18 protein-coding genes are annotated in these 15,863 nt (G+C 57.6%); 6 read left to right on the top strand and 12 right to left on the bottom strand.

Going from position 1 to position 15,863, the window contains the following annotated elements; translation table 11 throughout:
- Window positions 1-47 precede the first annotated feature (47 nt).
- Genes B3Z17_RS12580 through B3Z17_RS12560 form a run of 5 tightly spaced genes read right to left on the bottom strand, consistent with a single transcriptional unit; the run spans window position 48 to window position 4,279 of the window.
- Complete coding sequence (locus tag B3Z17_RS12580; protein WP_068143312.1) at window positions 48-446, bottom strand: PTS sugar transporter subunit IIA; 399 nt, start codon at window positions 444-446, stop codon at window positions 48-50.
- Window positions 447-492: 46 nt separating this feature from the next.
- Entirely contained in the window at window positions 493-1,383 is an 891-nt protein-coding gene (gene rapZ, locus B3Z17_RS12575; protein ID WP_286830076.1) for an RNase adapter RapZ, read from the bottom strand.
- A gap of 4 nt (window positions 1,384-1,387) precedes the next feature.
- Window positions 1,388-1,837, bottom strand: coding sequence for an HPr kinase/phosphorylase (locus B3Z17_RS12570; protein WP_286830075.1), 450 nt, complete (start codon window positions 1,835-1,837; stop codon window positions 1,388-1,390).
- Window positions 1,838-1,878: 41 nt separating this feature from the next.
- Window positions 1,879-3,537: a sensor histidine kinase gene (locus B3Z17_RS12565; protein ID WP_286830074.1), complete on the bottom strand. Its 1,659-nt coding sequence runs from the start codon at window positions 3,535-3,537 to the stop codon at window positions 1,879-1,881.
- 31 nt (window positions 3,538-3,568) lie between these two features.
- A complete protein-coding gene (locus B3Z17_RS12560) occupies window positions 3,569-4,279 on the bottom strand; it encodes a response regulator transcription factor (protein ID WP_286830073.1) in 711 nt (236 codons plus the stop codon).
- 428 nt (window positions 4,280-4,707) lie between these two features.
- Between B3Z17_RS12560 and B3Z17_RS12555 the strand changes: the two genes are divergently transcribed.
- Together B3Z17_RS12555 and B3Z17_RS12550 are read left to right on the top strand one after the other, a co-directional pair.
- Window positions 4,708-6,327, top strand: a complete 1,620-nt coding sequence (locus B3Z17_RS12555; RefSeq protein ID WP_286830072.1) for a phosphoenolpyruvate carboxykinase — start codon at window positions 4,708-4,710, stop codon at window positions 6,325-6,327.
- Between the two features lie 110 nt (window positions 6,328-6,437).
- On the top strand, window positions 6,438-7,160 hold the full coding sequence (locus B3Z17_RS12550) for a tetratricopeptide repeat protein (protein ID WP_286830071.1): 723 nt from the start codon (window positions 6,438-6,440) through the stop codon (window positions 7,158-7,160).
- Here the strand turns inward: B3Z17_RS12550 and B3Z17_RS12545 are convergent.
- The 3 genes from B3Z17_RS12545 to B3Z17_RS12535 form a co-directional block, all read right to left on the bottom strand.
- On the bottom strand, window positions 7,157-7,594 hold the full coding sequence (locus tag B3Z17_RS12545) for a TerB family tellurite resistance protein (RefSeq protein ID WP_286830070.1): 438 nt from the start codon (window positions 7,592-7,594) through the stop codon (window positions 7,157-7,159). The two genes, B3Z17_RS12550 and B3Z17_RS12545, sit on opposite strands and share 4 nt — an antisense overlap.
- Window positions 7,595-7,702: 108 nt before the next feature.
- Window positions 7,703-9,721, bottom strand: a complete 2,019-nt coding sequence (locus B3Z17_RS12540) for a sensor histidine kinase (protein ID WP_286830069.1) — start codon at window positions 9,719-9,721, stop codon at window positions 7,703-7,705.
- A 228-nt stretch (window positions 9,722-9,949) separates the two neighbouring features.
- Entirely contained in the window at window positions 9,950-10,618 is a 669-nt protein-coding gene (locus tag B3Z17_RS12535) for a DNA-3-methyladenine glycosylase I (protein WP_286830068.1), read from the bottom strand.
- Window positions 10,619-10,781: 163 nt separating this feature from the next.
- Between B3Z17_RS12535 and B3Z17_RS12530 the strand changes: the two genes are divergently transcribed.
- Together B3Z17_RS12530 and B3Z17_RS12525 are read left to right on the top strand one after the other, a co-directional pair.
- On the top strand, window positions 10,782-11,165 hold the full coding sequence (locus B3Z17_RS12530; protein ID WP_286830067.1) for a VOC family protein: 384 nt from the start codon (window positions 10,782-10,784) through the stop codon (window positions 11,163-11,165).
- 111 nt (window positions 11,166-11,276) lie between these two features.
- A complete protein-coding gene (locus tag B3Z17_RS12525) occupies window positions 11,277-11,810 on the top strand; it encodes a J domain-containing protein (protein ID WP_286830066.1) in 534 nt (177 codons plus the stop codon).
- Here the strand turns inward: B3Z17_RS12525 and B3Z17_RS12520 are convergent.
- The gene (locus B3Z17_RS12520) at window positions 11,807-12,352 is read right to left on the bottom strand and encodes a hypothetical protein (protein WP_286830065.1); all 546 of its coding nucleotides are present in this window, start codon (window positions 12,350-12,352) and stop codon (window positions 11,807-11,809) included. The two genes, B3Z17_RS12525 and B3Z17_RS12520, sit on opposite strands and share 4 nt — an antisense overlap.
- Before the next feature lie 84 nt (window positions 12,353-12,436).
- Between B3Z17_RS12520 and B3Z17_RS12515 the strand changes: the two genes are divergently transcribed.
- Window positions 12,437-12,991, top strand: coding sequence for a TetR/AcrR family transcriptional regulator (locus B3Z17_RS12515; protein ID WP_286830064.1), 555 nt, complete (start codon window positions 12,437-12,439; stop codon window positions 12,989-12,991).
- Between the two features lie 13 nt (window positions 12,992-13,004).
- On the opposite strand, the gene B3Z17_RS12510 is transcribed toward B3Z17_RS12515, so the two are convergent.
- Both B3Z17_RS12510 and B3Z17_RS12505 read right to left on the bottom strand, forming a co-directional pair.
- Window positions 13,005-13,214: a hypothetical protein gene (locus B3Z17_RS12510; RefSeq protein WP_286830063.1), complete on the bottom strand. Its 210-nt coding sequence runs from the start codon at window positions 13,212-13,214 to the stop codon at window positions 13,005-13,007.
- A gap of 133 nt (window positions 13,215-13,347) precedes the next feature.
- Window positions 13,348-13,818, bottom strand: coding sequence for an Lrp/AsnC family transcriptional regulator (locus B3Z17_RS12505; protein WP_286830062.1), 471 nt, complete (start codon window positions 13,816-13,818; stop codon window positions 13,348-13,350).
- 131 nt (window positions 13,819-13,949) lie between these two features.
- Here B3Z17_RS12505 and B3Z17_RS12500 point away from each other — a divergent pair, with 131 nt between their 5' ends.
- The gene (locus tag B3Z17_RS12500; protein WP_068301130.1) at window positions 13,950-14,873 is read left to right on the top strand and encodes a DMT family transporter; all 924 of its coding nucleotides are present in this window, start codon (window positions 13,950-13,952) and stop codon (window positions 14,871-14,873) included.
- Window positions 14,874-15,068: 195 nt separating this feature from the next.
- Here B3Z17_RS12500 and B3Z17_RS12495 read toward each other — a convergent pair whose 3' ends face one another.
- Complete coding sequence (locus B3Z17_RS12495; RefSeq protein WP_286830061.1) at window positions 15,069-15,830, bottom strand: transporter substrate-binding domain-containing protein; 762 nt, start codon at window positions 15,828-15,830, stop codon at window positions 15,069-15,071.
- Between the last annotated feature and the right edge of the window lie 33 nt (window positions 15,831-15,863).

The raw sequence follows: 15,863 nt of genomic DNA, 5'->3' as shown, positions 1-15,863 counted from the left end.
CTGCGCTCTGGACCCCTGCAGACCGCCGCATCTTCTTTCTTATACCGTCAGCCGCCCAAGACCTGACTGGCAACATTGATATATTTCACGCCTGCTTCTTTGGCAGCCTCAACTGATTCTTCCAATGTCGACCCGTGCCGAACGCTAGCCAGCTTGATCAGCATTGGCAAGTTGATCCCTGCGATGACTTCGGTCTTGCCCTTTTCAAGAAGAGAAATCGCCAAGTTCGACGGCGTGCCACCGAACATGTCGGTCAGCAGCACAACACCGCTGCCACTATCTACTTCCTTGACCGCATCCATGATCTGCTGACGACGCAGCTCCATGTCGTCGTCCGGCCCGATGCAAATGGCACGAATCTGCTCTTGTGCACCAACCACGTGTTCGGTCGCGGCAACAAATTCGTCCGCCAATCGCCCGTGGGTCACCAACACCATGCCAATCATACACAAACCCTCTTTTTTCTTCCTGGCCCCTAAGCCTAATGCCTGACTACTGCGGGTCGTCCCCGGTAATTTCCCGGTGATAGAGATTGACGGCCATGCCGTCCAGTTTCATTCGCGCCGCAATGGTTTCCGCAACGGCGACAGAACGATGTTTGCCACCTGTACAGCCAAATGCAAGCGTCAGATACGATTTTCCTTCCTGGCCGTATCGCGGCAGCAGGAACTCCAGCAGGTCTTCGACCTTGTCGATAAAGGGATCAAAGCCTTCATCCGCCTTGACGAAATTGGCCACGGCCTCTTCTCGCCCGGTGTGGGGTTTCAACTCCGGCACATAGTGCGGGTTCCTCAGGAACCGGACATCCAGCACCATATCAGCGTCGCGCGGCACGCCGTGCGCAAACCCGAAAGACATGAAGGTCACGATCAATTTCGGCAGCGCCTCGCTAGCGAAACGCCCGAGCACCGTGCGGCGTGTTTCCGCCCCCGTACGCCCCGTGGTATCGATCATGCCGTCAACATGAGGTCGGATATGAGACATCATATCCCGCTCGCGTCGGATGGCTTCCCGGAGCAAGAGACCCTTGCCCAATGGATGCAGCCGCCGTGTCTCTGAAAAGCGCTTCATCAGCTCATCGTCTGATGCGTCCATGAAAAGAACATGCAGTGCCACGTCCGTGATCTGGCGCAGGTCCGTGATGGTCTCAGCGAACTGTTCCGGGGAAAAGTGCAAGGTACGGCTGTCGATCCCCACCGCAAGGGGTGTCATATCGCCCGCGCTGCGCGCCTCGTCCACAAGCCGCTCCAACATGGTCAGCGGCAGGTTATCGATGGCCTGATAGCCGATGTCCTCAAACGAATGCAGCGCAGAAGATTTACCTGCGCCCGATAGCCCGGTCACTATTACCAGCTGTCGTTTGCCGTCCGCGGCTTCAGCCATAAGGTTATCCCTTTTTATAATCCTCGACACCCAACCCTAGCTGATCCGGATAACGGATGGCGAGTTCAATTTTCTGTGGCGTGCTGACATCAAAGGCATGCAGCCTCAGGCAGGGCAGCGAGACGCCTTCTAGCTCAACAAACGCCTTTTCCGGCAACCGCTCAACGCTATCTGCGTCCGTCAGGTCAACCACCAGTTTGACCAAGGCCGTCTTGATCGCGGGCAGCGACATAATGCCAATGCCGCGCACCTCGATCAGGCCATAAAGGCTGTCGGGTGCCGACCCCACAAGGCCGCGGCGCCGGGCATCCAGGATCACCTGGTCGTCCGCCACGAGAACGGCGCCGCGATCCATCAGCCTGAGCGCGAGGTCTGACTTGCCCATGCCTGAAGGCCCGCGCAGCAGGACACCGCCGCCGACCAGATCAACCAATGTACCGTGGATGTTATTCACTGGGGTCTGCCCCTCAAAGTTGCCCGTCACAAGCGCCCGCATCATGCGGACATGGGCAACTCTACGATAAAGCGGGCGCCCAATACAGTCGCATTCTCGCCAATCCGGTTTTCAGCGCGGATCATGCCGGAATGAGCCTCAACGACCTGGCGGGAGATGGCCAAGCCAAGGCCAGAGTGCTTGCCAAAATCTTCGGTGTCAGGACGTTCCGAATAAAAGCGACTGAAGATCTTTTCTTCGGCACCTTCGGGCAGGCCGGGGCCCTCATCGTCCACCATCACGATCACCCAGCGGTCCTGACGCTCCAGCGTCACGGTGACCTTCGCGCCCCTGGGACTGAAGCTGATGGCATTATCAATCAGGTTGCACCACACCTGTCCCAGCCGCGCCTCGACGCCGGCAATCATGAACACGTTGGGTTCATATTCATCCAGCACCACTTCAACCTCGCCGCTGTTCTGCGTGGTCTCATAGGATTCCACCAGCACACCGAGCATCACAGCCAAGTCGACAGGCTCGGTCTGGGCGCGGGTCAGCTCGGCCTCCAGCCGGGAGGCGTTCGAGATATCGGTGATCAACCGGTCGATCCGTTTCACATCGTCGCGCAGGATGGCGAAAAGTTTGGCCTGAACGTCAGGCTTGTCCGTCATTGCCAATGTCTCAAGCGCGCTGCGCATGCTTGAGAGCGGATTCTTGATCTCATGTGCCACATCGGCGGCGAACTGCTCCACCCGGTCGATCTGGTTATAAAGCGCCTGCGTCATGTCCGACAGGGACCGCGACAGGTCGCCGATCTCGTCCATCCGCTCGGCAAACTCGGGGATATTCTCTTCGCGGCCAATGGCCTGGCGGACCCGCTCTGCCGCCCGCGCCAGCACCCGGATGGGTCGCACCAGAGTACGCCCCAGAAAGAAACTGAGAAGCAATGTGAGCACCAGCGCGCCCACGAAAACCTTCACCGTCAGCATCTGTTCCTGGCGCACGATGGCGTCGATGTCGTCGGTTTGGGACGTCAGCAACATCACCCCCAGAATGCGGCGGAAGCGCTGCACCGGCACGGCGATATTGATAATATAGCGGCCATCCTCGCGCACCCGTAGCTGGGTCATGGTTTCGCCTTCAAGCGCGGCCATCACCTCTAGAAAATCTTCACCGCGCATGCCGGGGCGGTCCACGCTTGGCGGCGCCTCTATACGCTCCGTGATGCTGTCCAGCAGCCGGTGAACGGCATCTTCCAGCTGTTCATCAAAACTGATCTGGGCGTCCAGCGCCGGCAGTTCTTCTTCAACCAAGCGTTTGTCGCCCGCCAGAAAACGGCTGTCGGCGATCATGCGGCCGTCGGTTGCGAACAGACGGGCCCGGTTGTCGGTTGGCCCCACAAGGCGTGTCAGAATCTGGCGTGCTGGCGCCAGGTCAATATCCACAGCTTCCGGCCCGCCGGCCGCCGATTCCCCAAGCGCACCTGCAATAATCTGGGCCTGTACGGTCAGGGTGCGGATGCGTTCGCCGATCAGGTTGGCGCGAAACTGGTTCAGATACAGCACGCCGCCCACAAGGATAATCAGCGCAATGGCGTTAACCGCCATGATGCGCACCATCAGGGGCGACAGGCCGCGCGAATAGTGCCGCGGCCGCGCAGATTGCTTTGCGCGGCGCCGGCGACCCTGTGCCGATTTTCTTTTATGCTCGGTTTCGGTCATACATTTGTGCTGATCATGTCATGCACAAAGCTTAGTCGTCGCTGTAGCGGTAGCCAACACCATAAAGTGTCTCGATCGCATCAAAATCGTCCGCCACGGCCCGGAACTTTTTCCGCAGCCGCTTGATATGGCTGTCGATGGTGCGGTCATCCACATAAACGTCGTCGGAATAGGCAGCGTCCATCAGCTGGTCGCGGCTTTTCACGTGCCCTGGGTGTTGCGCCAGCGTTTTCAGGATCAGGAATTCGGTCACGGTAAGCGTCACGTCCTTGCCCGCCCAGGTCACGCGGTGACGCATCGGGTCCAGCACCAGGCGGCCGCGCTCCATCACCTCATCGCCTGGCTCAACCGGGCCTTCCTCAGGGTCGCGCTTGTTCATTTCCATGCGACGGAGAAGCGCGCGGATGCGTTCAATCAGCAGGCGCTGGGAAAAGGGTTTGCCGATATAGTCGTCCGCGCCCATCCGAAGGCCCAGAAGCTGGTCGATTTCCTCGTCCTTGGAGGTCAGGAAAATCACCGGCATGTCGGTCACTTCCCGAAGCTTGCGCAGAAGCTCCATCCCGTCCATGCGCGGCATCTTGATATCCAGTACCGCAAGGTCCGCAGGGTTCTTGGACAAGGCTTCCCATGCTTTCTGCCCATCCGGGTAGGTGCGGACGCGGAAGCCTTCGGCCTCCAGCGCGATTGTCACCGACGTCAGGATATTCCGGTCATCGTCAACCAGTGCGATTTGTGCTGTCATAGTGTCCCCTCAAGTCCACCGCGCCGGGGCGCCTGGTGGCCGCTTTTTCCATTTTGGCTTGGGCGGGAGTGTGGGCCCCCACCTAAAGCCCTGTCAAGATTAAGCGTTAGGCTGACTTTAAGTCCAAAAAAAGGCGCATAATGGACACTGCGGGGGCAAATTCATCGGGGTGACGGAAAATATCCAATCCCAAGAGTCCAAATGCTTACCGGTACTTAGCATTTTGACAGCGCTATCATTTTGAAATCATTCAGATTCTGGTTGATTTTAGGGGGTATATCCGCAAGTTTATCGGCCTTCCCGAGATGGGTCGGGACAAGAATTGACCAGGGCCGACACGCGCGCGTGAAAATCGAATGAGCCCGGCATGAATTGCTCCGGAACGCTAGCCCCGGAGCGCCCCAATAAATCACTTGGAGGACAAGACGTTGCAAGTCTTTGGCGCCTGTCTAAGCACCGTCGGTCTTGATGCCCAGGGCATCCTTGACACCGGAAATCAATACTGGAACCTGGGCACAGAAGCCCTTTATGAAGAATCGATTCGCCGCGGCGAAGGCCAGATTGCAAAAGATGGCCCGCTTGTGGTGAAAACCGGCAAACACACCGGCCGGTCCGCAAGCGACAAATTCACCGTTCGCGACGCGATGACCGAAGACACCATCTGGTGGGGCGATACCAACCGCCCGATGACGCCGGAACAGTTCGACACCCTGCATGCAGCGTTCCTTGCCCACATGAAAGGCAAGGATCTTTTCGTTCAGGACCTGTGGGGCGGCTCCGACCCGGAAAACCGCGTCGCCGTTCGGACCGTTGGCGAATACGCCTGGCACAGCCTGTTCTGCCGCACCATGCTGGTACGCCCGCGCGAGGACGAACTGAAGGGCATGGCGCCGCAGTTCACCGTGATCAACCTGCCAAGCTTCCGCGCTGACCCTGAAACAATGGGTTGCCGGTCCGAGACAGTGATCGCAGTCAACTTCTCCAAAGGCCTGGTGCTGATCGGCGGTACGGAATATGCGGGCGAGAACAAGAAATCCGTGTTCTCCATCCTCAACTATCTGCTGCCGGAAAAAGGCATCATGCCGATGCACTGCTCCGCCAACATCGGCCCAGAGGGCGATGTGGCCATCTTCTTCGGCCTCAGCGGCACCGGCAAGACCACGCTTTCGGCTGACAGCAGCCGCACGCTGATCGGCGACGACGAGCACGGCTGGTCCGACGACAGCGTCTTCAACTTTGAAGGCGGCTGTTACGCCAAGATGATCAATCTGTCCGCTGAAGCTGAGCCAGAAATTTACGCCACCACCAAGCGTTTCGGCACCATCCTCGAAAACGTGGTGATGGACGAAAACACCCGCGTGCTGGACCTGGACGACAACACGCTGGCGGAAAACACCCGCGCGGCCTACCCGATCCATTTCATTCCGAATACATCGGAAGAAAACCGTGGCGGCAAGCCAAAGAACATCATCATGCTGACAGCGGATGCGTTCGGTGTCCTGCCTCCGATCGCGCGTCTGACGCCAGAGCAGGCCATGTATCACTTCCTTTCAGGTTACACCGCGAAGGTTGCCGGCACTGAAATCGGCGTGAAAGAGCCACAGGCGACTTTCTCAACCTGTTTCGGCGCGCCTTTCATGCCGCGTCACCCAAGCGTGTATGGCGACCTTCTTCGGAAGAAAATCGCCGAAGGCGGCGTGAACTGCTGGCTTGTGAACACCGGCTGGACCGGCGGCGTTTACGGCGTTGGCCACCGCATGCCGATCAAGGAAACCCGTGCCCTGTTGCACGCGGCGCTTGACGGTAGCCTGAACAATGCCCCGATGCGCATCGACGAGAACTTCGGCTTCGAGGTTCCTGTGGAAGTGCCGGGCGTTGACGCCAAGATTCTGAACCCGCGCGACACGTGGGCAGACAAAGACGCCTACGACGCCAAAGCGGCGCACCTTGTGGGCCTCTTTATCAAGAATTTTGAAACATTCGCCGACCATGTGGACGACAGCGTGCTGGCCGCCAGCCCACGCCAGACGCCAAAAGCCGCCGAATAAGCGTTTCAAAATCCAGACATGAAGAAAGCGCGGAGCCACCCGGTTCCGCGCTTTTTTGTATTGTTATCGCACCCAGTCCCTCATAGCATTCCAGCTGAATGGGGGAAATCATGCGCATACTAACACTTTGCATAATGCTGCTATGCTCAACGCCACTGTTTGCGATTGACACTTCGCATGAAGAAATTTTCAAACAACTAACTGCTGTCTCCAAAACTGGCGATCCCGAAGCCCAATATCATCTGGGCATGATGTATCACGTCGGGATCGGTACCGAGCGCGACTATGTGGCAGCTTACAGACTTTTTGAAACCTCGGCACAAGCGGGACATCCGCTTTCAGCATATAAAATAGGCTGCTATTATGCCGGGCAAGGCGGCGATCTAGTCGAAGCGGACCATACTTTGGCACTTAAATACAAGCTTATCGCTGCCGAGGCAGGATATTCCTTGGCACAATATGATGTGAGCCTTCTCTATTCAAACATGGGAGAAGATGCGACGGCACTCGATTGGCTTAGTCGTGCGGCTAACCAAGGCTATTCTGATGCGCTATTGATGCAGTCTTTTAAGTACAATGTGGGCCTTGGAATTGCCCGAAACCCTAAATTGGCATTTGTGTACTTTCGCCTAGGAATGCGCGCGCGGCAGCAAAGCCTCAACGGCGAAGCTGTCGAAATTCTCCAGCTTCTTGAATCCGAAATGTCCTCCGATGAACTTCAGGAAGCGAACGAAATGGTTTTGGATTTCACCCCGCACCCATCGGAATTGACACTGAAGGCCAGCAGTGGCATCGAAGCTGCGATAACATATCTTGAGGCAGCAGGGGATTAACCGGCCTCGACCTCATGCTTGATGCGGATGCGGTCTTGGGGCGAGACGCCCAAAAGGCCGGACACTTTGGCCAGCACGTTTTCTTCGAAATTGTCGATATGCTTGTCGGCGAAGGCCACGCGCCACAGAAGGCGCACGATTTCCTGTCGTTCTTCGTTATCGAGTTCCTTGGCGATAGTGCGGGTGAAGGCATAAAGGCAGGTGGCGTCTGACTGGTCACGTTCCGCGCGTGTCAAAAGCTCAGCAGCCTCCCGGTTTGTCAGGTCGAAATGCTCTTTCACGCATTCTTCCAGCTGGTCGCGCTCGTCGCTTGTGAACTCACCGTCCGCTTTCGAGACCTGCACCAAAAGCGCCGCGGTCGCCAACTCAAGCCCCGATGCGCCGGTCTCATCTTCGCCCTTCAGGCCCAGGATTTTGCTGATTCTCTCAAACATGGCTACTCCTTCACCCCCTATAACTAGGCATTGTAACGCTAACTGCCAATGCCCCATGCGGCAGACCGCACCTTAGCGACGACGGGTAGCCGTGCCAAGCAGTGTGGATCAGCCCACGTCCACCATTTGTGATTTCTGCGCCAGACGTTCCGGTGGGAAGCAGATGGTGATACGGGTGCCTTCACCGAGCTTGCTTTTGACCTCCATATCGCCGCCATGCTGGCGCACCAGCACCCCGCTGAGCGGCAGGCCGATGCCCACACCCGCATTACGGCGCCGGCGTTCGCTGTCTGCCTGGCCGAAGCGCGACAGCACCAGCGGCAGGTCTGCCTCTGCAATACCAATCCCGGTGTCGGCCACTTCAATGTGGAGGCCCGCCTCATTGGCACTGAGCGCGATGTTGATCTTGCCCTTTTCCACATTGAATTTGATGGCATTGTTGATGAGATTGATCAGCACCTGCCGGATCTTGCGCTCATCACCCAAAAGCTGCGGCAGCTTCTTCTGGCATTCAAGCTTCATGGTCACGTCATGCTGTTCGGCCAACAGGCTGAGGATGTTCATGACTTCCACCGCCAGGGCTTCCACATCGATCCGGTCGGCCTTCACATCATCCACCCCTGCTTCGATCCGCGCCAGGTCAAGGAGGTCGTCCACCAATTCCAGAAGGTGGGTGCCTGAATTATGGATGTCGCGGGCGTAATCCTTATAAAGCGCGTTCCCCAGCTTGCCGAGAAGCTCGCGCGACATCAGTTCCGAAAAGCCGATGATGGCATTCAGCGGTGTCCGAAGTTCATGGCTGAAAGTGGCCAGGAAGTGGCTTTTCGCGTTCGAGGCCTGCTCCGCCTCCCTGAGCGCCACATCAAGCGCCAGCGCCCGGTTCTGCAGGTCGCGGTTGGTGTCCTCCAGGCTGGCCATCAGCATGTCGCGCTCGTGCTCAACCCGGCGTGCCTGCACCACAAAAGCGTGGGCATGCATCATGATCACTGCGAAGATGATGAACTGCGACCATTCCAGCGACGAGGGTACCACGCCCGATACAGACAGGATTTCATAGGCGCCGTAAATCAGGCCGCCCAGGCTGACGGAAATGGCCTCGCGCCGGACTTCCGGGGTTTTGATGCTGGCGTGGAACACCGAATAGATCACCATGCAGATGATCGACATCCACAGGATCTGCACCGGCTCGCGCGTCAGGGTAATGGTCCCCGGCGGGAAAAACGGCGCCAGAATGGTAGCGAAGAAAATCATTGCGCAGGAGATGCCGATGATCGCCTTGTCGACCAGAAGCCGCTTCCCCGGTCGCAGAAGGTCGATGACAAACAGATAGTAAGCCAGCGCAATGAAATAGAGCGACAGATACTCGAGGTCATATTTTCGCGCCAAGCTGAAGGACGGGATATAATCCCAGATCAGGTCGCTCACAAAGGCCGCCCGAACGGCCGCCGCAATGGCCAGCAGCGCAAAAAACATGTGCGAGCGGGAGGTCCGCCGCCGGTATCCCATAACCAGGGCGGCAATACCCACGAACAACAGTACGATCACGAGGGCGCTCGGCAGTCCCGTGGCACGATTTTCCATCGCGGCCATGCGCCACCGAAGGTCCAAGAGCGGTACCTCAATCATGCCACCCTGCTTGTGGATATAGTTCGACAGCTGGACCACCAGCGTGAATTTCTGGGTGCCATAGGGCAGGGAAATCATCGGTGTGGCCGGGTTGGCAACCACCTGCTCGCCCTCGGGTTCCAGCTCCCCATTCTTGAACAACAGCCAGGTCTGTGGCGAGCCGTCGGCGTTTTCAGCCACCGCATAAATATGGGAGACCGACCGGAGCGTTCCCATCCAGAAGGCATAGGAATTATCGTCCTCAGGCAGGATGATTTCCCGGCAGTAAGTGGCTTTGCCGTGGCCGCTTGTCAGGCTGGCCGTGAAGGCTGGCCCCCATACATCAGGCGCTGTGACGGCTTCGGCGCTGCCTTTGCCACAGGCGGTTGCCATCAGGCTGCCCGGCGTCACGATCTGGTCACGATAAACGAACCAGCCACCATCAAGCTTCATCGGGCCATCGCGCTCAGGAACAGGATGGGGGGCGGGGTCACCTTGTGCCCAGCCGACAGACGAACCCAACAGCATCACCAGTGATGCAAGCAGCCAAATCAGGCTATGACAACGATGCTGTCTTTCGATTTCAGGGTCGCACAAATGCATTCACACACCATTTGGCGCAAACCGGCAGCCGACCTGAATACAAGCAGCCCCCGGTTGCACCCGGGTCATCTATCCCCCACAGGCGCCAGTTTGCACCAGCATGGCTCGGCGTGGCAAGAAATTGAGTCAGCGCCCAACCTGGCCGTGTCAGCCGACAGTGTAGGAAAGGATGCGGGATATATGCGCGAATGGGCGGCCGCTTTCCTCCGCCCAGTCGTTGAAGGCCGCCTGCACCGCCCGCATGGCGCCCTTGCCGGTCGGGGCCTTGTCCACAACGCCTTCCCGGATCAGGGCAGCCACCACATCCTGCGACAGCGCCCAGCCGTCACGGCCCAGATAGCGCAGGAAAATCTGCCCTGTCATACCGCCCAAACGACCGCCGCGTTTCTTGAGCATCTCCAGAAGCCCGACAAAATCCTCAGCCGGCCAGTCGGCGATGCATTTGGCGGCAGAGCCATATTCGTCCTCAAGATCACACACCAGGATGGCATTGTCGCGCACAGTCAAAATCTTGGGACCGTTCCTGACAATGCGGGTATCCTTGATCAGGCTGTCCAGGTCGTCATCGGACATGAATTTCCAGCGAACAGGCACAAAGCCCTCGAAGGCTTCCTCGAACCCCGGCCATTTGTTATCGATCACCTTCCAGCTGAAACCCGCCTGGAATACGGCTTTGGTCATGCCCGCCAGGATGCGGTCTTCCGGGATGCCGTACAGCTCCTCGGGTGTCTTGATTTCCGGCAGCATGCCTTCCACGATCTCGACGCTGCCTCTACGGTCCGCCGCTATTTCAAGAATTTCTGCAAATGTGCGCATGTTCTTATCCTCGCTGACATTTTCGCGCATGCTAGCGCGCACCGGAGGACGGGTCCATAGGCTAACGCTTTAGTAAAGCGCGAAAAAAAAGCCGGTACAGCCTTGCAGATTTTGAAACTATCCTTATTTTCTAAATAAATTAATTTATAAAAAGGACAGCGCGATGGATCTCAATCAAGTTACGCTCGGCGCCACTGACCTGAACGCCAGTATCGAATTCTACAAAACCCTGGGGCTCCGGCTGATTGTTCATTCTGCCGATCACTATGCCCGGTTCGAATTACCCAGCGGCAATACCACCTTCTCGCTGCACAAGGTGGACGCCGACCGGACCAACACCGGCAGCGGGCTGGTCTATTTCGAGGTGCCAGATGTGGACGCCGAAGTGGCGCGGCTGGAGGCTCAAGGCATTGCCTTTGACACCCAACCGAAGGATCAGCGCTGGCTGTGGCGCGAAGCCTACCTGACCGACCCTGCGGGTAACCGCCTGTGCCTCTATCACGCAGGCCCCAGCCGACGCTACCCGCCCTGGCGCATCAACAATTGAGGAAGTTTGGCCTCTGGCTGGACGATCGCTGCATCATGCAGTATATCAGCCAGTCACCGCCCTTGTCGCCAACCCGGTTCGAGGCGGTTCGTTGCAGAAAAATGGTCCAAGTTGAGTTACACTGAGCGCATGGCGAACGACTATATCAAAAGTTTTGGGTTCCCCCGCTGGGGCGAATATGGCCGCGACAAGGACGCGGAGCCCGTGCGCATGTGCGACTATTCCGGCTGCGCGGAAAAGGGCGCTCATCCGGCGCCCAAGTCACCCGGTTCACCTGAACGCTGGTACTTCTGCCGCCCGCATGCGGCTGAATATAACCGCAACTGGGACTTCTTCCAGGGCATGAGCGACGAAGAAGCCCAGCGCCATATGAATGACGGCAGCGAATCATCCGATGCCTTCTCTAGCGCCCGCACCTTCGAGTGGGGCGGCGCCATTGATGATGACGGCTTCACCAGCACGGAAAATGCCGCCTATGACGCTCTCGAGCTTGACCCCGGTGCGGGGCAGGACGAGCTGAAGAAACAGTATCGCAAGCTTGCCAAAATCTATCACCCCGATGCCAACCCCGGCGACCCGGCAGCGGCAGAGCGCTTCCACCAGATTCAAAGCGCCTACGACCGCCTCAAGGACAAAAACGCCTAGGCCTGCCTCTGCATTTGTTTCAGCTTGCCAAGCGACCACCAAAGCCCAAACGCATAGGGCGCTGCCACCAGCATGAATTCGAACAGGAAGGCGCTGAAGCCGCCAAACTGCAGATATTCGCCAAACTCGATACGGCTTTCGGTGAACCTGCCCGCGAGCAGGTCGGCGATAATCGGTGTTGCGAAAATCAGCAAGATGAAGCCGTCGAACATGGCGATAAAAGCGTTCCTCAGGTCATTCCGGTTCTGCACCGCAATGGCTGCACATGCCGTTGCACCAACCAGCACGAAACTGGCAAACACCAACACCTCGAACCCCTTGTCGGCATGCACGAGACCACCGTTATAGCCCACATAATTAGGGTCGAGTGACCCGCGAAACGGCGCGGCAGCGTGAATGAAGGCCACCGGCAGGTGCACCAGCCCAACCAGTAACGCACGCCAGTCCCACTGCCGCTTCAGGGCGTAAAAGACAAACACACCAAATGAGATGATCATCACCGGAAAGCCCACATACGCCCAATTTACAGCTGCAAAATCCATCAGGTCCCTCCCTGCCAAAATATGACTCCATACAGCACTGTATTGTGTTGACATTATTAACCTAGCTTGTCAATACAGTACTGTATGGAAACAGAACGCAAAGATCTGGGGCGCGAGGACTGGATCAAGGCCGGGATGACCGCCTTGTTCGAGGAAGGCATTCGTGCGGTCAAAGTTGACCGGCTGGCCAAGCGGCTGAAGATCACCCGCGGCAGCTTCTATTGGCATTTCAAGGATCAGGCCGACCTGCTGCAGTCCATGATCAGTCATTGGACGGAAGACCAGCTGGGGCACGCCAAAGCGCTGGAATCAGATGCGGGCGCGCCAACCGGGCTGGCGCGCATCCGAGCCATCATCGAACGGATCAGGGATAAGGATATCGAACATGACGTGGCCATGCGGGTATGGGCTTATGACCACAAACCCGCAGCCGACGCGGTTGCGATAGTTGACACAGCCCGGCTGCGGCTTGTTGAAGCCTCGTTTGCCGAGACGGGCCTACCTAAGGCCGACGCCCATTTCCGCGCCCATCTACTCTACTACTTCCAGCTTGGAGACCAGCTTTCTCGCGAACGCCCCACGAAAGAGGAGCGCGATACCCAGTTCGAGATGCTGACAGACCTGCTGGCGCGAAAGTGAGCGCTTAAGGCCCCTAGAGGACCAGCATCGCCAGCGCGATGATCACTGCAAGGGTACCCAGAAAAGAACCCCAAATCCATATGACAGCCCACCCAAACTGGCTGTCAGCTTTAATTTCATGTTCGGCACCACCCAACCGCAGCGCCCTGCCGCTGGTTTCTTTTTCCACTTCAAGGGCCGCAGCTTCCTGGTCATATTCCCGACCGCAAGCAGAACAGGTCACCGCCTGATGCCTATTTTCTCTGAAATCAAAGTTGGGCTTTAGCCACTGACGACATTCTTCATTCTGACATAGAAATCCGCCTGCCATGATACCCCCATCGTGAACACTATTAAGCCGATAGGTTAACTTGTCCTCAGGCCACCTCAAGGGGAATCTTGAAGCCTTCCTTGAAAGTATCGATCGCGACTATGGTCTCAAATCGGCCAATGGACGGGTTGGAGAATAGATATTCGCGCGTGATGCGGTCGAAATCCTTCATGTCCTTCACTGTCATGATCAGTACAAAATCCGTCTGCCCGGTCACATAGTAACACTGCTGCACCTCAGGCACGCTTGCCATCTGCTGCTTGAAAGTCTCGATGGTTGCCTCACCCCCACAGGAGAAGACCACCTGCACGATCAATGTGGTCCGGCCGCCGAGTGATTTAGGACACAGAATGGCGACCTCTTTCTTGATAGTACCGTCCTCCCGCAGCTTCTTGATGCGCCGCTGGGTTGCCGCAGGTGACAGGCCGACCTTTTCGGCAATCACTTCTGATGTCTGGCGGCTGTTATCCTGAAGCTCATTGAGGATTTTGATGTCAAAATTGTCAATTTCAGCCATTTGCGTATTTTTTCCGCGATTTTTTTCAAAATTACGAAGAACTTTATCATCAAACTGTAAAATTTGCGAAGAATAAACGTGCCACTGGCCCCATATTATTCAAAACAAGAAACCGACAGCAGGATAGAAAGATGACCGATCATATTCAGCGTGCCCCTGCGCTTGGCGCCCTCCCTGTACCGCCAGCCCCCCTTGTTGGTATTGTTTGCGGCCTGTCGGCAGCTTTCATCTGGGGCACCTGGCCGGTCGTGACGTCCATTGGCGTCAATGCCGATGCGCTCACCCCCTTTCAGCTTGTTCTGCTCAGGTTCGCCGTGGCTGGCCCCTTGCTGCTGCCTTTTGCTTTTCGTGGCAACCCGGGCCTGAAGGAATGGGGCCAGGCGCTGGTGATGATGCTGGGCGCAGGCTTCCCCTATAGCCTTGTGGTCTCAAGCGCGTTTGAACATGCGCCCGCTGGCCACGGCGGGGTGATCATACCCGGCACCATGCTGGTGACCAGCCTCGTGCTGGCGCACATCTGGTTCGGGGAGAAAATCACCCGCACCCGGGCCCTTGGCGCCGCGGCCATCATCACCGGGCTTGTCTGCCTGGCAGGCGGCGGCATGGTTCCTTCCCTCAAGGGTGACCTCCTGTTTATGGCGGGCGGCCTGATGTGGGCGGGCTATACCTTCTTTGTACGCCAGTGGCCCACCAACGGGCTTGTGATTGCGGCGCGGGTCTCTGTGCTGTCTCTTCTCTTGGTGGCGATCGGCAGTGTGTTCGGCCTGGCCGACGGCATCACGGGCGTGGCGCGCGAGACGATCCTTACACAGGGCCTGTGGCAGGGCGTTGTCTCCGCCATCCTGGCACTGGTGCTTTTCAACAAGGCCGTTGGCTATCTGGGGACCAGCCGGGCAGCGACACTGAATGCCTTGATCCCGGTTGTCGCCGTGGTGCTGTCGTTCCTGGTGCTGGGCGAAGTGCCCTCGCCGGTTGAGCTTCTGGGCCTCGTGGCCATCATCGGCGGTATTGGCGTGGCCATGGGCGTGCGCCTTCGCAGGATAAGAAAGCCTTGAGCGACCACCCAACAACTTTTGTCAAAGGATGAAACCATACACTGGCACTTCAAAAGCGCCACCAACGAAACACCGCAGACATAACTATAACAGAACCCCTCCTGAGAAAGCTGAACCTCCCATTCAGGCTTACCTCAGCGCCTGTATCCCGAGTGCGGCCCACTGGCCCCGCTCGGGTTTCTTTTTTTCAGAGCATCATTGGGGTGTCAGGCCAACCAGATAGCGGTCCAGCAGCGCTTCAAGTGTGCGCCCGCAATTCAGCGCGCGGGCAGACCGGTTGATGTGGGCGATAAAAGCTTCTGTTTGCGGCCCCTTATGGCACACAACCACATCCTTGCTCTCCAACACGCTCAAATCTCGCGACACGGGATACCCAAGGTAACCGGGCTCACGCGCCTGCAGGAACCGCACGTCCAGATCAACCGCCACCAACGCGGCAACACGCCCGATATCGAGAAGCTGAAATCCTTGCTGCAGGGTTCGGCTGGGCAGCACCAGATCGGCAGGATGCCCCATCTGTTCAGCAATGAAAGGCACGTTGCCAACGCCGGTGTCGATAGCAATCATCTTACCCTTGAGGCTTTCGAATTCCTCAATCGGGTCCGCCCCTTTGGGCCCATAGAGCTTCATTTTGAAGGTAAAGATCGGGTCCGACACCAGAAGCTGCTTTCCGGAAAGTCCGAAGGGCTCATAGTAGCCAGCCACAGCAGAGCCCGCGAACAGACAATCACTGCCCCGCTGTACGAACTGGTTTTCCGCCCGCTTCAGCGGCGCCATTTTCAGCTCTACCGGTTGGTCATAGCCGTCGGTCAGCAATTCGAAGGCTTCATGGTAGGGGCCCGTGCCGTCTGGCTCAAATACGCCGCGCAGTTCGGTGCCGAATATCCGGAGCGGATCAGCCGCGCAAGCGCCGGATATGAACAGGCCCAAACAGGCCGAACCTATGATAATGCGCAAGGACAGACCTCATGCCTCCTCTCCCCCGAGACC

Origin of the sequence: Kordiimonas sp. UBA4487 (assembly GCF_002389025.1) — a bacterium.
GTDB classification, from domain to species: Bacteria; Pseudomonadota; Alphaproteobacteria; order Sphingomonadales; family Kordiimonadaceae; genus Kordiimonas; species Kordiimonas lacus.
The sequence above is the reverse complement of the archived record's forward strand: the minus strand, read 5'-3'. Positions and strand labels throughout refer to the sequence as shown.